Origin of the sequence: Enterococcus canintestini (genome assembly GCF_001885735.1) — a bacterium.
GTDB lineage: Bacteria > Bacillota > Bacilli > Lactobacillales > Enterococcaceae > Enterococcus_C > Enterococcus_C canintestini.
On the sequence record NZ_JXKG01000002.1, the window covers coordinates 46,508 to 67,446 of the forward strand.

Genomic DNA, 20,939 nt, shown 5'->3' on the forward strand with positions numbered 1-20,939 from the left:
GCTAGAATAAGTACCTTTAGTTTATTCTTTTAAACTTAAATCAGAGGAGTTAATGAAATGAAGCGAGCTTTAATTAGTGTTTCAGATAAAACCGGTATTGTAGAATTTGCAACAGGATTACTTGCTGCAGGATGGGAAATCATTTCTACAGGTGGGACTCAAACGGCCCTTAAAAATGCTGGTGTAAAAACTATTGGAATTGAAGAGGTAACCCATTTTCCCGAAATGATGGACGGACGAGTTAAAACGTTACATCCTCTTATTCATGGTGGCCTTTTAAGCCGAAGAGATAACAGTGAGCACGTTAAAGCAATGAAAGAACACGATATTCAACCAATTGATTTAGTAGTGGTGAACCTTTATCCTTTTAAAGAAACGATTTTAAAAGCTGATGTACAAACAAAAGATGCCATTGAAAATATCGATATCGGTGGGCCAAGTATGTTACGTTCGGCGGCTAAAAATCATGAATTTGTTACAGTAGTGGTAGATCCGTCAGATTATGCAGCCGTGTTAGCTGAAATTAAGGAAAACAATCAGACAACATTTGCGACTAGACAAAAGTTAGCCGCTAAAGTTTTTCGTCACACTGCAGCTTATGATGCGTTAATTGCTGGCTTTATGACCGATTTAGTCAAAGAAAAAGAACCAGAAAAATTAACCTTAACTTATGAACTAAAACAAGATTTACGCTATGGTGAAAATTCTCATCAAGAAGCTTCTTTTTATAGTGATGCTTTACCTGTTTCTTACTCCATTGCCAAAGCGCAACAATTGCATGGCAAAGCACTTTCTTACAACAATATTAAAGATGCAGACGCAGCTATTCGAATTGCCAGAGAATTTACTAAACCGACTGTGGTTGCCTTAAAACATATGAACCCTTGTGGCATTGGAACAGCAGAGACAATTTTAAAAGCATATGATTTTGCCTATGAAGCAGATCCAGTCTCAATTTTTGGTGGTATTATCGTTTTAAATCGCGAAGTCGACTTACCTACAGCTGAAAAAATGCATCAATTATTCTTAGAAATCATTATTGCGCCAAGTTTTTCTGCTGAGGCTTTAGCGTTATTAAGCGGTAAAAAAAATATTCGTTTAATGACATTGGATTTTCGCGATGCCAAAGATGCAGCTTTACCTGAAAAAGTTTCCGTTTTAGGCGGACTTTTAGTCCAAGAGCAAGATGTGATTGAAGAAAATCCGAGGGAATGGAAAGTTGTAACGAAACGACAACCAAGTGAAGCGGAATTAGAGGCGTTATCTTTTGCTTGGAAAGCGGTAAAACATGTCAAATCAAATGCGATTGTTTTGGCGAATCAACATCAAACTGTCGGTATTGGTGCGGGGCAAATGAATCGAGTGGGCTCGGTGAAAATTGCAATCGAGCAAGCTGAAACTGCAGGTAAAATGGATGGAGCAGTCTTAGCAAGTGACGCTTATTTCCCGATGGGGGATTCTGTAGAATTTGCAGCGCAACATGGGATTAAAGCCATTGTGCAACCTGGCGGCAGCATTCGCGATCAAGAATCCATTGATATGGCAGATAAATATGAAATAGCGATGGTCTTTACTGATATTCGTCATTTCCGTCATTAAGAAAAGGAGCTTCTATGAAATTATTAGTTATTGGTGGCGGCGGACGGGAACACGCCATCGCAAAAAAATTATTATGCGATCCAAAAGTGGTAACTGTTTTTTGTGCACCAGGAAATCCTGGTATGCAACAAGATGGTATTAAGACTGTCCCTATTGCAGAAGAGGATCACGAAAAACTAATCGATTTTGCAAAAGCGGAAAATATTGCATGGACTTTTGTAGGTCCAGAAGCACCATTACAACGTGGGATTGTCGACGACTTTCAAAAAGCTGGCCTATTGATTTTTGGTCCAACTAAAAAAGCAGCTCAAATTGAAAGTTCAAAAGATTTTGCCAAACAGATTATGCAAAAAAATCAAATTCCTACCGCCGACTATCAGACTTTTTCCGATTACCAAAAAGCGGCGGCTTATGTAAAAGAAAAAGGAGCGCCGATTGTCATTAAAGCAGATGGACTTGCTGCTGGTAAAGGGGTTGTTGTGGCACAGACGGTTCCAGAAGCTTTAGCTGCATTATCTGATATGTTAGAAGCTAACCGTTTTGGTGAAAGTGGTGCAAAAGTTGTAGTGGAAGACTTTTTAGCAGGAGAAGAATTTTCATTATTGGCTTTTGTAAAAGATGAAGCTGTCTACCCAATGGTCATCGCTCAAGATCATAAGCGGGCTTTTGATGGCGATAAAGGACCAAATACTGGTGGTATGGGTGCTTATTCGCCGGTACCCCAAATTAGCGATGAAATGGTTGCAAAAGCGGTCAAAGAAATTTTACAACCTGCAGCTAGAGGAATGGTTAAAAATGACACACCTTTTACGGGGATTTTATACGCTGGCCTAATTGCCACCACAGAAGGTGCGAAAGTCATTGAATTTAACGCTCGTTTTGGTGATCCAGAAACACAAGTCGTCTTGCCCCGTTTAAAATCAAGTTTGGTAGATATTATTACCGCATTACTTACAGATGAAAAACCTGAATTATCCTGGCACGATAATGCTGCTTTTGGCGTCGTGGTAGCGGCTAAAGGTTATCCTGGTGAGTATCAAAAAGGGATGATTTTACCGCAAAAGACAACGGCAAATACAGAACTTTATTATGCTGGTGCGACACTCGCAGAAGATCAACTCGTGGCAAACGGGGGGAGAATTTTCTTGGTTGCCGCCCAAGCTACTAGTTTAGATGAGGCTCGTGATGAAGTTTATACAGCGCTAAGTCAAATGGCATTACCAGAGATGTTTTACCGGCAAGATATTGGAGCTAAAGCGTTAAATAAGAGATGATAAAAAGCCGATTTAGCTAGAAATGAGGTGTGACAAAAGTCTTGTCACACCTTTTTTAATAAATCGTATTAATGAGCACCTTTTTAATAAAGTAGAAGTTTCGTAATAATTTGGAATAGCAATTTTCTTAAAATGACTTCTCATTGCTTGTAGCTGACACTTTTATCACAACTACTTTTTCGGATTTAAAACGGTAAAATTTGTTAGCGTTTTCTAACAGGTGTGGTAAAATTTAGCAGTAGTTAAATTTTATCAATTGTGATTTCTAATGGAGGGAAGAAGATGAAGCAAGTTAATTTTGGCCCAAATGAACTGGGAGTTTCCAGTATAGTTTTAGGGTGTATGCGTATTACAGAGGCAAAAGATCCGGTAGCTGTAATTCAAACAGCGGTAGAAAATGGTATTAACTTTTTTGATCATGCCGATATTTATGGTCAAGGCAAATGTGAAGAAATATTTGCAGATGCTTTTGCTAAAACCGGTTATAAAAGAGAAGATATGTTTATTCAAAGCAAATGTGGTATTGTTCCAGGAGAAATGTATGATTTTTCTAAAGAACATATTATTACTTCGGTGGAAAAAAGCTTACAACGCTTACAAGTAGATTATTTAGATGCCTTATTATTACATCGACCAGATACTTTGATGGAACCAGAAGAAGTAGCAGCTGCCTTTGACCAGTTGGAATCAGAAGGAAAAGTAAAATACTTTGGTGTTAGTAATCAATATTCTCGTCAAATTGAGTTGTTGCAAAAATATGTCCGTCAGCCTTTAGTTGCAAATCAATTGCAATTTGGAATTATGCACACTGGTATGATTGATTTTGGCCTGCATGTTAATATGACAGATCCGCGTGGTGTCGATCATGATGATGGCATCTTGGAATTTTCTCGTTTAAATAATATGACCATCCAAGCTTGGTCGCCTTATCAATATGGTTTTTTTGAAGGGGTCTTTATTGGTAATGATAAATTTCCAAAATTAAATGAAAAATTGACTGAAATGGCAGAAAAATATCATACGACACCAACAGGGATTGCTTCTGCTTGGATTTTACGTCATCCGGCCAATATGCAAGTAATCATTGGCACCATGAATTTACAGCGCATTGAAGAAATTGCCAAGGCAAGTGATATCGTCTTATCAAAAGAAGACTGGTATAGCATTTATCTTGCGGCTGGTAATGATCTGCCATAAAGCAATTTCTAATAATATTTTAGGTTAAAGTGAAAATCGTTCGGAATTTCCGAACGATTTTTGCGTTTTATCACTTTTTTTTACTTTCTTTTGTTGCATTTCTAATTTAGATGCGCTAAATTACATAGGGCGCAAAAAATGTGACCCAATAAACAAATGGAGGCTATTCATTATGTTTGATATGAAAGTTTTTGATTATGAAGATGTCCAATTGATTCCAAATAAATGTATCGTAAGTTCTCGTTCAGAATGTGATACGACTGTAACTTTAGGGAAGCATTCCTTTAAAATGCCAGTGGTTCCTGCGAATATGCAGACCATTATTGATGAAAATATTGCGGAATTTTTAGCTGAAAATGGCTATTTTTACATTATGCATCGTTTTAACGAAGATGCGCGCATTCCTTTTATAAAAAAAATGCAAAGTAAAAACTTAATTACTTCTATCAGTGTGGGAGTAAAACCCCATGAATATACTTTTGTAGAAGAATTGGCAGCAGAAAATTTAGTGCCGGATTATATTACTATTGATATTGCCCATGGTCATGCCAATGCAGTGATTGAAATGATTCAACACATTAAACGACTTTTACCAGAAAGTTTTGTCATCGCCGGTAACGTTGGGACTCCAGAGGCTGTTCGCGAGTTAGAAAATGCTGGTGCAGATGCAACTAAGGTCGGAATTGGACCTGGTAAAGTTTGTATCACCAAAATTAAAACTGGTTTTGGGACAGGCGGATGGCAACTAGCGGCAGTTCGTTGGTGTGCAAAAGCTGCTCGTAAACCGATTATCGCCGATGGTGGGATTCGTACTCATGGTGATATTGCAAAATCTGTCCGTTTTGGGGCAACCATGGTGATGATTGGTTCTTTATTTGCCGGCCACGAAGAATCTCCTGGTGAAACGAAAGTGCAAGATGGTGTCGTTTTAAAAGAGTACTTTGGGAGTGCTTCTGAATTCCAAAAAGGCGAAAAGAAAAACGTCGAAGGAAAGAAAATTTGGATTCCTTATAAAGGTAAACTTTCTGATACACTGATTGAAATGCAACAAGATTTACAATCTTCTATTTCTTATGCCGGTGGCAAAGACTTAGAAGCAATTCGCAAAGTCGATTATGTAATTGTAAAAAATTCAATTTTCAATGGCGATACAATTTAATGATCTTTTTACCACGACTATTTTTAGTCGTGGTTTTTTTATCTAGTGGTTGGTTATGCTAAAATAAGTTCAAGAGGAAATAACTGTTTTTTTATCAATGGTTATTTCATTTTGAAAAGAGGAGATTAGTGATGACAATTAAAGTAATGTCAATTTTTGGCACAAGACCAGAAGCAATAAAAATGGCGCCACTAGTTAAAGCGTTAGAAAAAGATGAACGTTTTGAATCAATTGTAGCAGTGACAGCGCAACATCGTGAGATGCTAGATCAAGTTATGAAAATTTTTGCGTTAAAGGCTGATTTTGATTTGGATATTATGAGCCAAGGTCAGACATTAACGGATATTACAACCAAGGTGTTGTTAGAATTACAACCTGTCTTAAAACAAGCTAAACCAGATATTGTTTTAGTTCATGGGGACACCACCACGACTTTTGCAGCGGCGACGGCTGCTTTTTACCAACAGATCCCTATTGGACACGTTGAAGCAGGATTACGAACATACAATAAATATTCCCCTTACCCAGAAGAAGCCAATCGTCAACTAACAGATGTCTTAAGTGATCTTTATTTTGCACCAACAAAAACCAGTGAGGCTAATCTGCAACAAGAACACCATCTGCCAGCACGGATTTATGTAACCGGCAATACTGCTATTGATGCCATGAAGTATACAGTTCAAAAAGATTATCATCATCCGGCTTTGACTACTGATAAAAAACAAATCTTAGTAACGATGCACCGGCGAGAAAATTTAGGTGAGCCTATGACCGCTGTTTTTCACGCTTTACGGCGTTTAGCTGAAGAATTTGCGGATGTTTCTATTGTGTTTCCAATGCACAAAAATCCTTTGGTCCGAGAAAATGCCCAAAAAAATCTTGGTGATCTTAAAAACGTGGCTTTAATTGAGCCACTAGACGTCGTGGATTTTCATAATTTGGCTGCTAGAAGCTATTTAATTATGACCGATTCAGGTGGAGTACAAGAAGAAGCGCCTTCTCTTGGGGTGCCTGTTTTAGTTTTACGAGATACAACTGAACGCCCAGAAGGCATTGAAGCAGGGACTTTGCGTTTAGTGGGAACAGATGAAGAGCAAGTTTATGAGGCTGCAAAACAATTATTGACTGATAAAAATGCTTATGAAAAAATGGCGCAAGCAAAAAATCCGTATGGCGATGGTCAAGCAAGTGAAAGAATTTTAGATGCTATTGCCGATTACTTTTCCGCGTAATAAAAAGACTTTCTCGCAAATTTTATAGCGTTGCGGGAAAGTTTTTTTATTGTGTAAAGGAATTCTATCTAATTACTTGAGAGTTAAACGAGTTCATTTTGCTTTTCTTATTCTGGAGGGGGTGTTTTCATTTTTTTATTAGTGACGTTTCGCAAGGCAGTTTCGATTTTTAAAAAATCGTGAAAATCAGGCGTTGCTTTAATCGTTACCACTGGCAAATGTGCAAACATTTCTTGTGGTGAGAAAGTCGAGACGATTAAATCATAGGCTTCTAATTGTTCATGAACAGCATCTTGCTCGCTTGTAATATTTTGGATAATTTCAAATTGTGTTTCAGTCGGAAAGTGCTGTCGTAATATTTGATGTAAATATTTCGGGTGAGTTAAAGAGACATCAGATAAAACTAAAGTTTTCGTTTTTACCTGCCAATACGCCAAAACTTGTGGTAATAAGGTAATAATGAGAAATAATTGCTGATAAGTTTGATCTGTTGTTATAAAAAATTGATGCTTTTGATTATATTCTTGGATAAATTTTTTTAAACCTGCCAATACACTAGGATATTTCTTTTCATAACTCAAAACAAATTCCCGTCTTGAATTAGATAAAATGGCAATGAAGTCACCGTTTTTTAGATAGATGTAATTTTCATTACAGAAGTACCAACTTAATTTGTCTTTTTGTTCTTGTGTAATGCTTTGTTTCGTTGTATTTAGTAATTCATTCAAAAAATGTTCCGTTTTTTTAGCCAGTTGATTGATACGAGGATTTTTTAACTTTGCTTGTTTAAAATGTTCAAAAGATAACAATAAATAATCGTAGGCAACTGACCAAAAGGTTTCGGTAAAATCAAAGCGCCAGTTCATTTGTAGTAGCGTTTCTTTCAATTGTAATAAAGCATCTTGGGTCAATTTCCTTTCAGCTTTTAAAAAATCGCTTTTTTCTGTTTGCATTGGTAATTTATGCCCTGTATTTTGACGCCAGATAGCGACTGCCCCTGAAAAATAAAGTTCCTCATGTACTCGATAGTTTTCTGGCAGCTGATTTTCTTTTAAAATCGCTGTAACTAATGCACTTAAAGCGTTATCACTTTTACTATCAGGTAACAAATAAGCTGCCCCATGTCGTTTTTCGCAAAAATATAACGTATATAAACTACGGATGAAAATTTCATTGCCTTCGATGCGAAAAGGACGATTGCAAATTTTAACGCCATAAGGAGCTAAAAGATTTTGAAATTTTTTGCGTAGTCGATGAAAACCGGCATTACTTAAAAAAAGCGTGTTGGCACAATCAGAATATGTAAAACAATCTTCAAATAAAAGATGTTCTAAAAGTTTCATCTCACTTGTTTCTTGCATTAGATAGTCATAAAAGCGATCCAATCCTAAATTACTAGGCGCTTGCCAATAATAATGTTGACGGTGGGAAACAATTTCAAAAGCGGGAAAGCGCAATTGAAGTTCACTGATAATAGTGCGGATAGTTTTTTCGGCTGCACAGCTTAACTTCAATAGTTCTGTTGAAGTAATCCCACTAGGATGTTGATAGAGTGCTTCGACTACTTCTAATTGACGTTGTTCGCGCCAAGATAAAAAATCACGTAAATTCATCCAGTTCTCCTATATATTGTTATTAAAAAATTAGTATTAGATTTTATTTAAATATAATAAAGGCAAAATATGCAACGTGCAATCAGAATTGGGGCTTTTTGTTAGCGACTTAAAATTTTTAATTAATAACGAAAGTTCTTGTGTAGTTGGTTATTTTTTTGTTTGAAAAAATTTTTTTAATGGTTGACAAAATATGCTAATTTCATTAGGATATAAATGAAAAGAGATTGAAATTTTCATAATCAAATATTTGTTAGGTGAGGCTCCTATATGGACATAAGCTGCTGCCGCGAAAGAATCGAGAGACTCTTAGTTGGTAGAACAGGGATAATCGTGAAGGTTATCCATAATGCAGCTGATAGTAATTGCTATCTACGCCCTATAGTGCTAAAGCTCAACATGAACATACGCTTATTAGACGCGTGCTCATTGTTGAGTACGTGTCTTTTTTGTTTTGGTAAGTGTCTTACAAGTTAAAAAGCCAATTCTTTCGTGAAGTTAAGGCTTTATTTAGCCAGTTTATTGACACTCTGGCCAAAAAAGATACCCATGTGACTTTCAAATGGTCAAAAAATTTGAAATAAAATTTAGAAAGGTTGATGGATATGGAACACCCCAGTCCCTCGCGACAGAAATTAAATAAAATAGCTAAGAGGGAGTTTGTTCTCTCTTAGTAAAAGGAGAGAGAATATGTTATTTACAAAAAATACTAAAGAACAAGAATTGAAAAAACTAGCATTTTTATCAGAACGTGAATTATTTATGGAGTTACGAACATCGATTAATGGGTTATCCTCTGAAGATGCAAAAGAGCGTTTAGAAGAGTATGGTGAAAATCGTGTAGATGCCCAAAAACCAACTCCAGCTTGGCTATTATTTATAGAAGGGTTTAAAGATCCCTTTGTATTAGTATTGGCTGCTTTAGCAGTAGTATCTTTTGCTACGAGTGATTATGAAGCAGCAATTGTGATGTTGGTGATGATTTTAGCCAGTGTTACGATTACGTTTGTGCAAGAATATCGTTCTCAAAAAGCTAGTCTGGCGCTAAAAGAATTAATTGAAAATACCTGTGCAGTTACCCGGGATGGTCGCACCAAAGAAATTCCAATGGATGAAATCGTACCAGGGGATATTGTGACTTTAGCTACAGGGGATATGATTCCAGCGGACGCTGTTTTAATTTGGACAAAGGACTTATTTGTTAATCAATCATCTTTAACAGGTGAATCGATGCCGGTAGAAAAATTTGTCGATGCCGGTGTAAAAAAAGATGAAGATATCTCAGCTTTAGATTTAGATGATTTGGTTTTTATGGGAACTGATGTATTAAGTGGACAAGGTAAAGCAATTATTTTAAAAACAGGTCAAGAAACGTTTTTTGGTGACATTGCCCGCAATGCCACTAGTAAACGAGGTAAAACGGCATTTGATGTAGGCTTAACGCGTGTTAGTAAATTACTATTGCGGATGGTAATGGTATTATTTCCAGTAGTTTTTTTGATTAATGGCTTAACAAAAGGTGACTGGACATCGGCATTCTTTTTTGCGATTGCGGTGGCAGTTGGTTTAACCCCTGAAATGTTACCGATGATTGTAACGAGTAATTTAGCCAAAGGAGCTTTGGCATTATCCAAACAAAAAGTTATTGTAAAAGAACTTCCTTCTATTCAAAATCTTGGTAGTATGGACGTTTTGTGTACTGATAAAACTGGAACAATTACAGAAGACCGTGTAGTTTTAGTGCAACATTTAAATCCTTTAGGAAAAGAAAATCAAAATGTGTTGGCGATGACCTATTTAAATTCTCATTATCAAACCGGTTGGAAAAACTTGATGGATATTGCTGTTTTAAATTATTTTGAAGAAAATAACTGTACGCTACCTTTTAATGATGTGGTTAAAATTGATGAGATTCCATTTGATTTTTCGAGACGTCGCCTAACAGTTGTAGTTAAAGCGGACCAACATCAAATTATGGTCACAAAAGGTGCCGTTGAAGAGATGGAACAAGTATGTAAATATGCTGAAATTGATGGTGAAACGGTTCTTTTAGATGATAAGTTAAAAGAGAAAATGCGCAATGTTAATACTAAAATGAACGAACAAGGGATGCGTGTTTTAACTGTGGCGGTAAAAAAAGACGCGCATAGTGATGCAACTTATTCGGTAGCTGATGAAAAAGATATGACGTTAATTGGTTTTATGGGCTTTTTGGATCCAGCAAAAGAATCTGCTATTTCAGCGATTAAATCTTTACATGAACATGGGGTTGCTGTAAAGGTTTTGACTGGTGATAACGCCATTGTCGCAAAAAAAGTTTGTCAAGATGTCGGCATTGGTGTAACGAATATTTTGTTAGGAACAGATATTGAAGTATTATCCGATGAAGAATTAATGGATCAAGTCGATGAAACCAATCTATTTGCCAAATTAAATCCCATGCAAAAATCGCGTTTAATTGAAGTGATTCAAAGAAAAGGTCACACGGTTGGTTTTATGGGGGATGGTATTAATGATGCGCCTGCTTTAAGAAAAGCGGATGTGGGGATATCTGTTGATACCGCAGCGGATATCACAAAAGATGCCAGTTCAATTATTTTACTAGAGAAAAGTTTAAATGTGTTAGAAACAGGTGTGATTGAAGGACGCCGTGTCTTTTCCAATATGATGAAATATATCAAATTTACGATTAGTTCAAACTTTGGTAATGTTTTTTCTATTTTAGTAGCGAGTGCTTTTTTACCATTTTTACCAATGCTTTCAATTCAACTACTCGTTCAAAATTTAGTCTATGACATGGCCCAATTAACAATTCCTTGGGATAATGTTGATGAAGAGGAATTAGTAAAACCTGTGCGTTGGGAAATTGGTGATTTATTCAAATTTACCGTTGCAATTGGACCGGTCTCTAGTATCTTTGATATCTTGACCTTTTTAGTTATGTGGTTTGTCTTAGGGGCTAATACAGTAGCTGAACAAAGCCTATTCCAAACTGGCTGGTTTTTGGTGGGCTTAACAACACAAACGTTAGTGGTACACATGGTGCGTACTCGAAAATTACCATTTATTCAAAGTCGTGCCTCTTGGCCAGTTATTTTGACCAGTATCTTAGCGATTGTTACCGGCTTTGTACTCGTATTATCGCCATTACGAACTGTTTTTGAATTTACTACTTTACCACTGCATTATTGGTTGTGGTTTGTCCTAATTATTTTAGGCTATCTAATTACCATTGAAATTGCTAAAAGAATTTATATTAAGTTTACTTCTGATTGGGTATAACATAATGCGACAGTCCACCGCCGACTGTCGTATTTTTTTGTATTGCTGTACTAAAATTTTTGAAGTTTGTAAAAAAATAATGTCAGATTCTTTAAAGCGCTTTATACGTGTGATTGATTTCACAAAAATAAACTGCTGTTAAGCTGTTTTTATTGATTTTTTTTCGTGATTTGTTGAGCTTCGGGGTTGTATTTATTTCCAATAAATGATAGTTTAATGATGTAAGATTTACGAAATACCTAATACAGAATATTAAGCTGTTATACTTAGGGTCATTTATTTAAGAGAGGAATGGGTAATAAAATGGCGAAGAATGTAATCGATTTCCAAAAGATTTTGGATGAGATCAATGCTGATTTTCCAACATATCAGGCATTAGACAAGGATGGTAAGGTGGTTAACAAAGATTTAATCCCTGATTTAAGTGACGATGAGTTAGTTGAATTAATGACACAGATGGTATGGTCTCGGGTTTTAGATCAACGTTCAACTGCATTAAACCGTCAAGGTCGTCTTGGCTTTTACGCACCAACTGCAGGACAAGAAGCAAGTCAATTAGCAAGTCATTTTGCATTTGAAAAAGAAGATCGTCTATTTCCAGGTTACCGTGATGTGCCACAACTTGTCCAACACGGCTTACCATTAAAAGAAGCATTTTTGTGGTCTCGTGGACACGTTGCAGGGAATTTATATCCGGAAGATTTACACGCAATGCCACCTCAAATCATTATTGGGGCACAATATGTTCAAGCAGCTGGTGTGGCTTTAGGTCTTAAAAAACGCAATAGTAAAAACGTTACATTTGTCTATACTGGTGATGGCGGTTCATCCCAAGGGGACTTTTATGAAGCAATCAACTTTGCTGGTGCTTATCATGCCAATGCAGTTTTTTATATTCAAAATAATGGTTTTGCTATTTCAACACCAAGAGAAAAACAAACAGCGGCTAAAACATTAGCACAAAAAGCAGCAGCAGCAGGTATTCCAGGAATTCAAGTCGATGGTATGGATCCACTTGCAGTTTACAGTGTATCAAAAGCAGCTAGAGAATGGGCTTCAGCAGGTAATGGTCCAGTTTTAATTGAAACATTAACTTATCGTTATGGTCCACATACACTTTCTGGTGACGATCCAACTCGTTACCGTTCAAAAGATTTAGATAATGAATGGCAACAAAAAGATCCATTGATTCGTATGCGTAACTACTTAACTGAAAAAGGCCTTTGGTCAGAAGAAAAAGAAGAAGAAGTTATTGAAAAAACAAAAGAAGAAATCAAAGCAGCAATTGCAGAAGCTGACCGCGTACCAAAACAAAAAGTATCTGATTTCTTAAAGAGCATGTATGAAGTACAACCACAAAGTATTAAAGAGCAAATTGCATTTTATGAAGCGAAGGAGTCGAAATAGTCATGGCGCAAAAAACAATGATCCAAGCGATCACCGACGCATTGAGTTTGGAATTAGGTTCTGACGAAAATGTCTTAGTATTTGGTGAAGACGTAGGTAAAAACGGCGGGGTTTTCCGAGCAACTGAAGGTTTACAAGATAAATATGGTGAAGAACGTGTATTTGATACACCTTTAGCTGAATCTGGTATTGGTGGTTTAGCTTTTGGTTTAGCACTTGAAGGTTTCCGCCCTGTTCCTGAAATTCAATTCTTCGGTTTTGTCTTTGAAGTAATGGATGAAATTGTCGGTCAAATGGCCCGGACTCGTTACCGTATGGGAGGAACACGTAATTTGCCGATTACAATTCGTTCACCATTTGGTGGTGGCGTGCACACACCAGAACTTCACTCAGATAATTTAGAAGGTTTAATGGCACAATCTCCTGGTTTACGGGTGGTTATCCCATCAAATCCTTATGATGCTAAAGGATTACTAATTGCTTCAATTCGTAGCAATGATCCAGTTGTCTTTTTGGAACACATGAAATTGTATCGCTCTTTCCGTGAGGAAGTGCCAGATGAAGCTTATGAAGTTCCATTGGATAAAGCTGCTGTTACTCGTGAAGGTAAAGATGTTTCAATTATTACTTACGGAGCAATGGTACGTGAAGCTATTAAAGCAGCGGATAATTTAGCTAAAGAAAATATTGACGCTGAAATTATTGATCTTCGTACGATTGCGCCATTAGATATTGAAACAATTATTGCTTCTGTTGAAAAAACAGGTCGTGTTGTTGTCGTCCAAGAAGCGCAAAAACAAGCGGGTGTAGGCGCCCAAGTTGTTTCTGAAATTTCTGAACGCGCTATTTTATCACTTGAAGCACCTGTTGGCCGTGTTTCTGCGCCTGATACAGTTTTCCCATTTGGTCAAGCAGAAAACATCTGGTTACCAAATGCCGCGGATATTGAAGCTAAAGTAAAAGAAATCGTCAACTTTTAAATAGACGTAAGGCAGTGAATTTTATTTTCAGGAAGGAAAGATTATAAATGGCTTTTCAATTTAAATTACCGGATATCGGCGAAGGAATTGCTGAAGGCGAAATCGTAAAATGGTTTGTTAAACCCGGCGATACAATTAACGAAGATGATACTTTATTAGAAGTACAAAATGATAAATCAGTAGAAGAAATTCCATCACCAGTGACAGGTACAGTTAAAAATATTATTGTTCCAGAAGGTACAGTGGCAAACGTTGGCGATGTTTTAGTCGAAATCGATGCTCCTGGACACGAAGGCAACGATGGAGATAGTGGTGTAGCAGCAAGTGAGCAAACACCGGCACAACCAGCTGCACTTCCTACCACTGAAGCACCTGCTGCAAGTGGCGGTGGTGTTTATCAGTTTAAATTACCAGATATCGGTGAAGGAATCGCTGAAGGCGAAATCGTAAAATGGTTCGTTAAAGCTGGCGATACAATTAATGAAGATGATACTTTATTAGAAGTGCAAAATGATAAATCAGTAGAAGAAATCCCATCACCTGTGACAGGTACAGTTAAAAATATTATTGTTCCAGAAGGTACAGTGGCAAACGTTGGGGATGTCTTAGTTGAAATCGATGCTCCTGGGCACAACGATGCACCGGCAGCTGCTGAAACACCAGCCACAAGTAGTGAAACGACAACATCAACATCAACATCATCAGCTGCTACAAGTAGCGTAGTAGAAGTGTCTGATCCAAATAAACGCGTTTTGGCAATGCCTTCAGTCCGTCAATATGCTCGTGAAAAAGATGTTGATATTACACAAGTAACGGCTACTGGTAAAGGTGGTCGGGTTACAAAAGAAGACATTGAAAGCTTCTTAAGTGGTAGTGGTGTGGCGACTAAACCTGCTGAAACACCAGCCCAAGAGTCTACAGCTCCAAGTTCTGAAAGCCAAGCGCCTGCTAAGGCTGCAGCAGCACCAAAAGCCTTTACTTCAAACATGGGCGATATGGAAGAACGCGTTGCTTTAACACCAACACGTAAAGCTATTGCTAAAGCTATGGTGACAAGTAAACAAACTGCTCCTCATGTAACATTACATGATGAAGTAGAAGTTTCAGCTCTTTGGGATCACCGTAAGAAATTTAAAGAAGTTGCTGCTGAAAACGGCACAAAATTAACTTTCTTACCATATGTTGTTAAAGCGTTAACCGCTACTGTGAAGAAATTCCCAGTTTTAAATGCTTCAATTGATGATGCAAAACAAGAAATTGTTTATAAACATTACTATAATGTTGGGATTGCAACAGATACTGATCATGGTTTGTACGTACCCAATGTTAAAAACGCTGATCAAAAAGGTATGTTTGCAATTGCCGATGAAATTAATAATAAAGCCCAATTAGCACATGATGGCAAACTTTCAGCTGATGATATGCGCAATGGTACAATCACAATTAGTAATATTGGTTCAGTTGGCGGTGGCTTCTTCACACCAGTTATCAATTATCCTGAAGTTGCTATTTTAGGCGTCGGTACAATTTCACAACAACCTGTCGTAAGTGCAGAAGGTGAAATCGTAGTTGGCCGCGTAATGAAACTTTCTTTAAGTTTTGATCATCGCATCGTCGATGGCGCGACTGCTCAAAAAGCAATGAATAATATTAAACGCTTGTTAGCTAATCCAGAGCTAATGTTAATGGAAGGATGATAGACTCATGGTAGTTGGAGATTTCGCTATCGAATTAGATACAGTTGTAATCGGAGCCGGACCTGGTGGCTATGTTGCTGCCATCCGCGCTGCGGAAATGGGACAAAAAGTTGCCATTGTTGAAAAAGAATACATTGGTGGTGTCTGCTTAAACGTTGGATGTATTCCTTCAAAAGCGTTAATTTCTGCTGGGCACCACTATCAAGAATCACTAGACTCTAAAATGTTTGGTGTTTCTAGTGAAAATGTAAAATTAGACTTTGCTGCAACACAAGAATGGAAACAAAATGGCGTCGTTAACAAATTAACGAGTGGTGTTGGTTTCTTATTGAAAAAACACAAAGTCGAAGTTTTAGAAGGGGAAGCTTATTTTGTTGATGATCATACATTACGTGTGATTCACCCTGATTCTGCTCAAACTTACTCTTTCAACAATGCTATTGTTGCGACTGGTTCAAGACCAATTGAAATCCCAGGCTTCAAATTTGGTGGACGCGTGTTAGACTCTACTGGCGGCTTAGCTTTAAAAGAAGTACCGAAAAACTTCGTCATTATTGGTGGCGGTGTAATCGGTGCAGAACTTGGTGGAGCTTACGCTAACCTAGGAGCCAATGTGACAATTTTAGAAGGTTCACCACAAATTTTGCCAACTTATGAAAAAGATATGGTTAAAATTGTTGAAGATGAATTTAAGAAAAAAGGGATGACTGTTATTACCAATGCAATGGCTAAAGAAGCTGTTGATAATGGTGATAGCGTGACTATCAAATACGCAGTTGATGGCAAAGAAGAAAGCATTACAGCGGATTATGTAATGGTGACAGTTGGTCGTCGTCCGAACACAGACGAGCTAGGTCTAGAACAAGCTGGTGTTGAAATCGGCGAACGTGGTTTAATTACTGTCGATAAACAAGGTCGTACAAATGTTTCTAATATTTTTGCAATTGGCGATATTGTTCCAGGTGCAGCCCTAGCTCACAAAGCAAGCTATGAAGCAAAAATTGCTGCTGAAGCAATTAGTGGCAAAAAAGTTGCAGTTGACTATAAAGCTATGCCAGCAGTTGCCTTTACAGATCCAGAACTTGCCTCTGTAGGGATGACAATTGCAGAAGCTAAAGAAGCTGGTTTGGAAGCAAAAGCTTTTAAATTCCCATTTTCTGGTAATGGTCGCGCCTTGTCATTAGGTAAAACAGAAGGCTTTATTCGACTAGTAACAACTGTAGAAGACAATGTTTTAATTGGAGCACAACTTGCGGGTGTTGGTGCAAGTGATATGGTTTCAGAATTAGCCTTAGCCATTGAATCAGGTATGAATGCTGAAGATATTGCGCTAACGATTCATCCACACCCATCATTAGGGGAAATCGTGATGGATGCTTCTGAACTTGCTTTAGGTATGCCAATTCATATTTAAAAACTTGAAATGGTTATTTTGAGCTGCGCCAAATGGTGCAGCTCTTTCTTTTGTATCCGTTAGACCTATGCTAAACTAACATTTGAGGTGAAATATATGCGAGAATATCAATATCCCTTGGATTTATCTTGGTCCACTGAAGAAATGGTGACCGTTATGAAAATGTGGGAAGCACTAGAAGCAGCCAATGAAAAAGGGATAGAAGCAACAACGTTTTTAAAATCCTATGAAAATTTCAAAAAAGTTGTCCCAAGTATTGGTGAAGAACGACGCTTAGGAAGAGAATTTGAAAATTTATCTGGTTATTCTTTATACCACACACTCAAGTTAGCAAAACAAAATCCAACTGGAAGGTTAAAGGTGAAAAACGAATATGGAAGAAATGATTAATGAAATTAAAAGCTGGATTTATGAAGCCGGTGAAGTGATTAAAAAAAGTTTTCAAGCAGATGATTTAGTAGTTGATACCAAAAGTGGTCGCACCGACTTAGTGACAAACTTAGATAAAGCTACTCAAGATTTTTTGACAGAACGCATTATGAATTTTGATCCTAATGCTAAAATTTTAGGTGAAGAAAACGGCAAAGACCAACTTGAAGACTTTAGTGGGCGCGTTTTTATAATCGATCCAATTGACGGGACGATGAATTTTGTTTTAGAACATGAAAATTTTTGTATTATGGTTGCAGTTTATGAACAAGGTGTCGGAAAATTAGGCTTTGTTTATGACGTGATGAAAGATGAGTTTTTATGGGGCGGACGCAACATCGGCGTGTATTGTAATGATCAAAAAATCAATCCACCAAAAGATATTTCCTTATCAGAAGGATTAGTAGGATTAAATCATGTGATGTATCAAAAAGATAGTTGGCATGTGCAAAAAATGGGAGAAGTTGCCTTAGGTGTGCGCATGACAGGTTGTGCCGGTTATGAATTGATTAGTTTAGCGATGGGAAGAAGAGCTGCTTATATTTCGCGACTTGCACCGTGGGATTATGCTGCCGGTGGCGTTTTGATTGAAGAATTAGGCTTGCGCATGTCAAATATCAATGGCGATCCGCTAAAATTAGCTGGACGTGAATTGTTTGTAGCAGCCACACCTAAAGCTTATGAAAATATTATGGAAATAAAAAATTAATAATCCCTTAGTAGTGGGATTTATAACAGATTTGCAAAAGTTATGACATGGAATGAATCTTTTTGAAAGTTTTCACTATATTTCAGAAAGATAATCTGTTATAATGAGCCGTCAGATTATACACAAGATTAAAGGAGCCAGATAAATTGAAATTAAGAAATGATATTCGCAATGTGGCAATTATCGCCCACGTTGACCATGGTAAAACGACACTCGTAGATGAATTATTGAAACAATCAGATACATTAGACAGCCACACTCGCTTAGAAGAGCGGGCCATGGACTCCAATGCATTGGAAAAAGAACGTGGTATCACGATTTTGGCAAAAAATACAGCTGTCGAATATCAAGGTACTAAAATTAACATCATGGATACACCAGGACACGCGGACTTCGGTGGTGAAGTAGAGCGGATTATGAAAATGGTTGATGGTGTTGTTTTAGTTGTCGATGCTTATGAAGGCACAATGCCACAAACACGCTTTGTCTTGAAAAAAGCCTTAGAACAACATTTAACTCCAATTGTAGTTGTAAATAAAATCGATAAAGATTCAGCTCGTCCTGCTGAAGTTGTGGATGAAGTTTTGGAATTATTTATTGAATTAGGTGCAGATGAAGATCAATTAGAATTCCCTGTTATTTATGCGTCTGCAGTTAATGGGACTTCTAGTTTATCAGATGATCCAAGTAAACAAGAACACACAATGGCGCCAGTCTTTGATACAATTTTAGAACACATTCCAGCACCAGTTGATAATAGCGACGAACCTTTACAATTCCAAGTTTCACTACTTGATTATAACGACTATGTCGGTCGTATTGGGATTGGCCGTGTTTTCCGTGGTAAAATTGCCGTTGGCGATCAAGTTTCTTTAATTAAATTAGATGGCACGATTAAAAACTTCCGTGTGACAAAATTATTTGGTTTCTTTGGTTTGAAACGTTTAGAGATTACAGAAGCAAAAGCTGGGGATTTAATTGCAGTTTCTGGGATGGAAGATATCTTCGTTGGGGAAACTGTTACACCTGTTGATCATCAAGATGCACTACCAATCTTACACATTGATGAACCAACTTTACAGATGACTTTCTTAGTTAATAATTCGCCATTTGCTGGTCGTGAAGGTAAATGGGTTACAGCACGTAAAATTGAAGAACGTCTAATGTCACAATTACAAACTGACGTTTCATTACGCGTTGAGTCAATTGCACCGGATGCTTGGACAGTTTCTGGCCGTGGTGAATTGCATTTGTCAATTTTAATTGAAAATATGCGTCGTGAAGGCTATGAATTACAAGTTTCACGTCCTGAAGTTATCGAACGTATCGTTGACGGCGTAAAATGTGAGCCGTTTGAACGAGTTCAAATTGATACACCAGAAGAATACATGGGTTCAGTCATTGAAGCCCTAGGACAACGGAAAGCTGAAATGCAAGATATGATCCACGTCGGCAACGGCCAAATCCGTTTAGTCTTTTTAGCACCTGCCCGTGGTTTAATTGGTTTTACTACTGAGTTTTTATCCATGACACGCGGCTATGGTATTATGAACCATACTTTTGATCAATACTTGCCAATGATTCAAGGAGTTATTGGTGGGCGTCACCATGGCGCTTTAGTTTCAATGGAAAATGGTAAAGCGACAACTTACTCTATTATGTCGGTTGAAGAACGTGGTACTGTCTTTGTTGAACCAGGTACAGAAGTTTACGAAGGAATGATCGTCGGCGAAAGCTCTCGTGATAAAGACCTTGCGGTAAACATTGTCAAAGCAAAACAAATGACTAACGTGCGTTCTGCTAACAAAGACCAAACTTCAGTTATTAAACGTCCACGTATTTTAACGTTAGAAGAATCACTAGAATTCTTAAATGATGATGAATACTGTGAAGTAACACCGGAAAGCATCCGTTTACGTAAACAAATTTTAAATAAGAGTGAACGTGAAAAAGCTGCTAAAAAGAAAAAATAATTACTTAAACCAATCTTCAATGGAAGATTGGTTTTTTTGTATGAAAAGGATCATCTGTTTTACACTAAAAACAGGTTGGCGATGGTGATGAACTGAAATTTGAAAAGCAATTTATTAAAATGCCAACGTATTGCTTGCGAGTTGTCCAAGTTCATTCAGCTTTTCTTGTGATCTAGCTGATGAACTAGCTCTCTACGGCAATAAGCCAAAATCGTGAGAAATTTGAGGAACAATTTATCAAGATTTCGTCTTATTGCTTGATAGCTGGACGAGTTCATTTAGCTTTTTTTGTGATCTAGCTGATGAACTAGCTCTCTACGGCAATAAGCCAAAATCGTGAGAAATTTGGGAAAACAATTTATCAAGATTTCGTCTTATCGCTTGATAGCTGGACGAGTTCATTCAGCTTTTCTTGTGGAAAAGTTTTACTGTTAAAAAGTTGTTTTGTCACTGTTTTTGCGTAAATAATTAGAATTAGGTATTTTTACAGTAATTATTTGTTTCACATTATTCTATGTTTCACGCAAAGAGAGATGAGAAACAAATTTACTGTTTTCTTTAAAAATGTTCGGATTAATGCGGTGGTTCGTGAAAATTTTAAGAAGGTTTTCCGGATTTTATCCCAATCAATTCGGGATTATGCTATAATAATGAAACTAAGAAAGAAAGGTTGGATTAGAGATGGATTCAGTTTCTCATGAATTTGCTTTGGAATTATTGATGCAAGATGCCGACCGCATTAAAAAATTAATTCGCAATCAAAAAAATAGTTTATGTATTTCTCAATGTAAAGCTTTTGAGGAAGTTGTTGATACACAAATGTATGGCTTGTCTCGTCAAGTAACTTTCGCGGTTCGCCTAGGTATCATTCGAAACGACGAAGGTCACCAACTGTTAAGTGATTTAGAAAGAGAATTAAATCATTTATACGCAGAGGTCTACGAAGATCAAAAGACGAACAAGGAGGCGTAAGC

Annotated in this window: 14 protein-coding genes, 2 pseudogenes and 1 riboswitch; of the genes and pseudogenes, 15 read left to right on the forward strand and 1 reads right to left on the reverse strand. The window is 37.3% G+C overall.

Translation table 11 applies throughout. The annotated features are described in order from the left end of the window. The first annotated feature begins 57 nt into the window (after positions 1–57). From purH to wecB, 5 genes are all read left to right on the forward strand, one after another. Positions 58–1,599: a bifunctional phosphoribosylaminoimidazolecarboxamide formyltransferase/IMP cyclohydrolase gene (gene purH, locus RU96_RS01720; RefSeq protein WP_071863825.1), complete on the forward strand. Its 1,542-nt coding sequence runs from the start codon at positions 58–60 to the stop codon at positions 1,597–1,599. A gap of 14 nt (positions 1,600–1,613) precedes the next feature. After that, on the forward strand, positions 1,614–2,873 hold the full coding sequence (gene purD, locus RU96_RS01725; RefSeq protein WP_071863826.1) for a phosphoribosylamine--glycine ligase: 1,260 nt from the start codon (positions 1,614–1,616) through the stop codon (positions 2,871–2,873). Positions 2,874–3,155: 282 nt separating this feature from the next. Next, positions 3,156–4,070: an aldo/keto reductase gene (locus tag RU96_RS01730; protein ID WP_071863827.1), complete on the forward strand. Its 915-nt coding sequence runs from the start codon at positions 3,156–3,158 to the stop codon at positions 4,068–4,070. 181 nt (positions 4,071–4,251) lie between these two features. Then, positions 4,252–5,229, forward strand: a complete 978-nt coding sequence (guaC, locus tag RU96_RS01735; protein ID WP_084035442.1) for a GMP reductase — start codon at positions 4,252–4,254, stop codon at positions 5,227–5,229. Positions 5,230–5,360: 131 nt separating this feature from the next. Beyond that, a complete protein-coding gene (gene wecB, locus RU96_RS01740) occupies positions 5,361–6,461 on the forward strand; it encodes a non-hydrolyzing UDP-N-acetylglucosamine 2-epimerase (protein ID WP_071863829.1) in 1,101 nt (366 codons plus the stop codon). Between the two features lie 107 nt (positions 6,462–6,568). On the opposite strand, the gene RU96_RS01745 is transcribed toward wecB, so the two are convergent. Further along, positions 6,569–8,074, reverse strand: coding sequence for an AcpB/EbpR/MafR family transcriptional regulator (locus tag RU96_RS01745; RefSeq protein ID WP_071863830.1), 1,506 nt, complete (start codon positions 8,072–8,074; stop codon positions 6,569–6,571). 242 nt (positions 8,075–8,316) lie between these two features. Then, positions 8,317–8,487, forward strand: a riboswitch (M-box (ykoK) riboswitch). Between the two features lie 277 nt (positions 8,488–8,764). On the opposite strand from RU96_RS01745, the gene mgtA reads away from it, so the two are divergent. The 10 genes and pseudogenes from mgtA (at position 8,765) to RU96_RS01790 (ending at position 20,937) form a co-directional block, all read left to right on the forward strand. Beyond that, the gene (gene mgtA / locus RU96_RS01750) at positions 8,765–11,356 is read left to right on the forward strand and encodes a magnesium-translocating P-type ATPase (protein WP_071863831.1); all 2,592 of its coding nucleotides are present in this window, start codon (positions 8,765–8,767) and stop codon (positions 11,354–11,356) included. 291 nt (positions 11,357–11,647) lie between these two features. Then, positions 11,648–12,763, forward strand: a complete 1,116-nt coding sequence (gene pdhA / locus RU96_RS01755) for a pyruvate dehydrogenase (acetyl-transferring) E1 component subunit alpha (protein WP_180708194.1) — start codon at positions 11,648–11,650, stop codon at positions 12,761–12,763. Between the two features lie 2 nt (positions 12,764–12,765). Then, positions 12,766–13,743, forward strand: a complete 978-nt coding sequence (locus tag RU96_RS01760) for an alpha-ketoacid dehydrogenase subunit beta (protein ID WP_071863832.1) — start codon at positions 12,766–12,768, stop codon at positions 13,741–13,743. A gap of 47 nt (positions 13,744–13,790) precedes the next feature. After that, positions 13,791–14,622, forward strand: a pseudogene (locus RU96_RS13515) (biotin/lipoyl-containing protein); the annotation flags it as partial. A 77-nt stretch (positions 14,623–14,699) separates the two neighbouring features. Further along, a pseudogene (locus RU96_RS13520) lies at positions 14,700–15,440 on the forward strand (2-oxo acid dehydrogenase subunit E2); the annotation flags it as partial. A 7-nt stretch (positions 15,441–15,447) separates the two neighbouring features. After that, a complete protein-coding gene (lpdA, locus tag RU96_RS01770) occupies positions 15,448–16,854 on the forward strand; it encodes a dihydrolipoyl dehydrogenase (protein ID WP_071863834.1) in 1,407 nt (468 codons plus the stop codon). Positions 16,855–16,950: 96 nt separating this feature from the next. Then, positions 16,951–17,244 carry a UPF0223 family protein gene (locus tag RU96_RS01775; protein ID WP_071863835.1) on the forward strand — a complete coding sequence of 98 codons (294 nt, stop codon included), beginning with the start codon at positions 16,951–16,953 and terminating at the stop codon, positions 17,242–17,244. Further along, a complete protein-coding gene (locus RU96_RS01780) occupies positions 17,228–17,992 on the forward strand; it encodes an inositol monophosphatase family protein (protein ID WP_071863836.1) in 765 nt (254 codons plus the stop codon). The genes RU96_RS01775 and RU96_RS01780 overlap by 17 nt, the downstream gene beginning before the upstream one ends. A gap of 146 nt (positions 17,993–18,138) precedes the next feature. Next, complete coding sequence (gene typA, locus RU96_RS01785) at positions 18,139–19,965, forward strand: translational GTPase TypA (RefSeq protein ID WP_071863837.1); 1,827 nt, start codon at positions 18,139–18,141, stop codon at positions 19,963–19,965. 681 nt (positions 19,966–20,646) lie between these two features. Next, entirely contained in the window at positions 20,647–20,937 is a 291-nt protein-coding gene (locus RU96_RS01790) for an Fpa/YlaN family protein (RefSeq protein WP_071863838.1), read from the forward strand. Positions 20,938–20,939 lie beyond the last annotated feature (2 nt).

Excerpts from the sequence above, each read along its gene's own strand:
- purH (WP_071863825.1), top strand. The coding sequence starts at position 58 with ATGAAGCGAGCTTTAATTAGTGTTTCAGATAAAACCGGTATTGTAGAA.
- purD (WP_071863826.1), top strand. The coding sequence starts at position 1,614 with ATGAAATTATTAGTTATTGGTGGCGGCGGACGGGAACACGCCATCGCA.
- RU96_RS01730 (WP_071863827.1), top strand. The coding sequence starts at position 3,156 with ATGAAGCAAGTTAATTTTGGCCCAAATGAACTGGGAGTTTCCAGTATA.
- guaC (WP_084035442.1), top strand. The coding sequence starts at position 4,252 with ATGAAAGTTTTTGATTATGAAGATGTCCAATTGATTCCAAATAAATGT.
- wecB (WP_071863829.1), top strand. The coding sequence starts at position 5,361 with ATGACAATTAAAGTAATGTCAATTTTTGGCACAAGACCAGAAGCAATA.
- RU96_RS01745 (WP_071863830.1), bottom strand. The coding sequence starts at position 8,074 with ATGAATTTACGTGATTTTTTATCTTGGCGCGAACAACGTCAATTAGAA.
- mgtA (WP_071863831.1), top strand. The coding sequence starts at position 8,765 with ATGTTATTTACAAAAAATACTAAAGAACAAGAATTGAAAAAACTAGCA.
- pdhA (WP_180708194.1), top strand. The coding sequence starts at position 11,648 with ATGGGTAATAAAATGGCGAAGAATGTAATCGATTTCCAAAAGATTTTG.
- RU96_RS01760 (WP_071863832.1), top strand. The coding sequence starts at position 12,766 with ATGGCGCAAAAAACAATGATCCAAGCGATCACCGACGCATTGAGTTTG.
- lpdA (WP_071863834.1), top strand. The coding sequence starts at position 15,448 with ATGGTAGTTGGAGATTTCGCTATCGAATTAGATACAGTTGTAATCGGA.
- RU96_RS01775 (WP_071863835.1), top strand. The coding sequence starts at position 16,951 with ATGCGAGAATATCAATATCCCTTGGATTTATCTTGGTCCACTGAAGAA.
- RU96_RS01780 (WP_071863836.1), top strand. The coding sequence starts at position 17,228 with ATGGAAGAAATGATTAATGAAATTAAAAGCTGGATTTATGAAGCCGGT.
- RU96_RS01790 (WP_071863838.1), top strand. The coding sequence starts at position 20,647 with ATGGATTCAGTTTCTCATGAATTTGCTTTGGAATTATTGATGCAAGAT.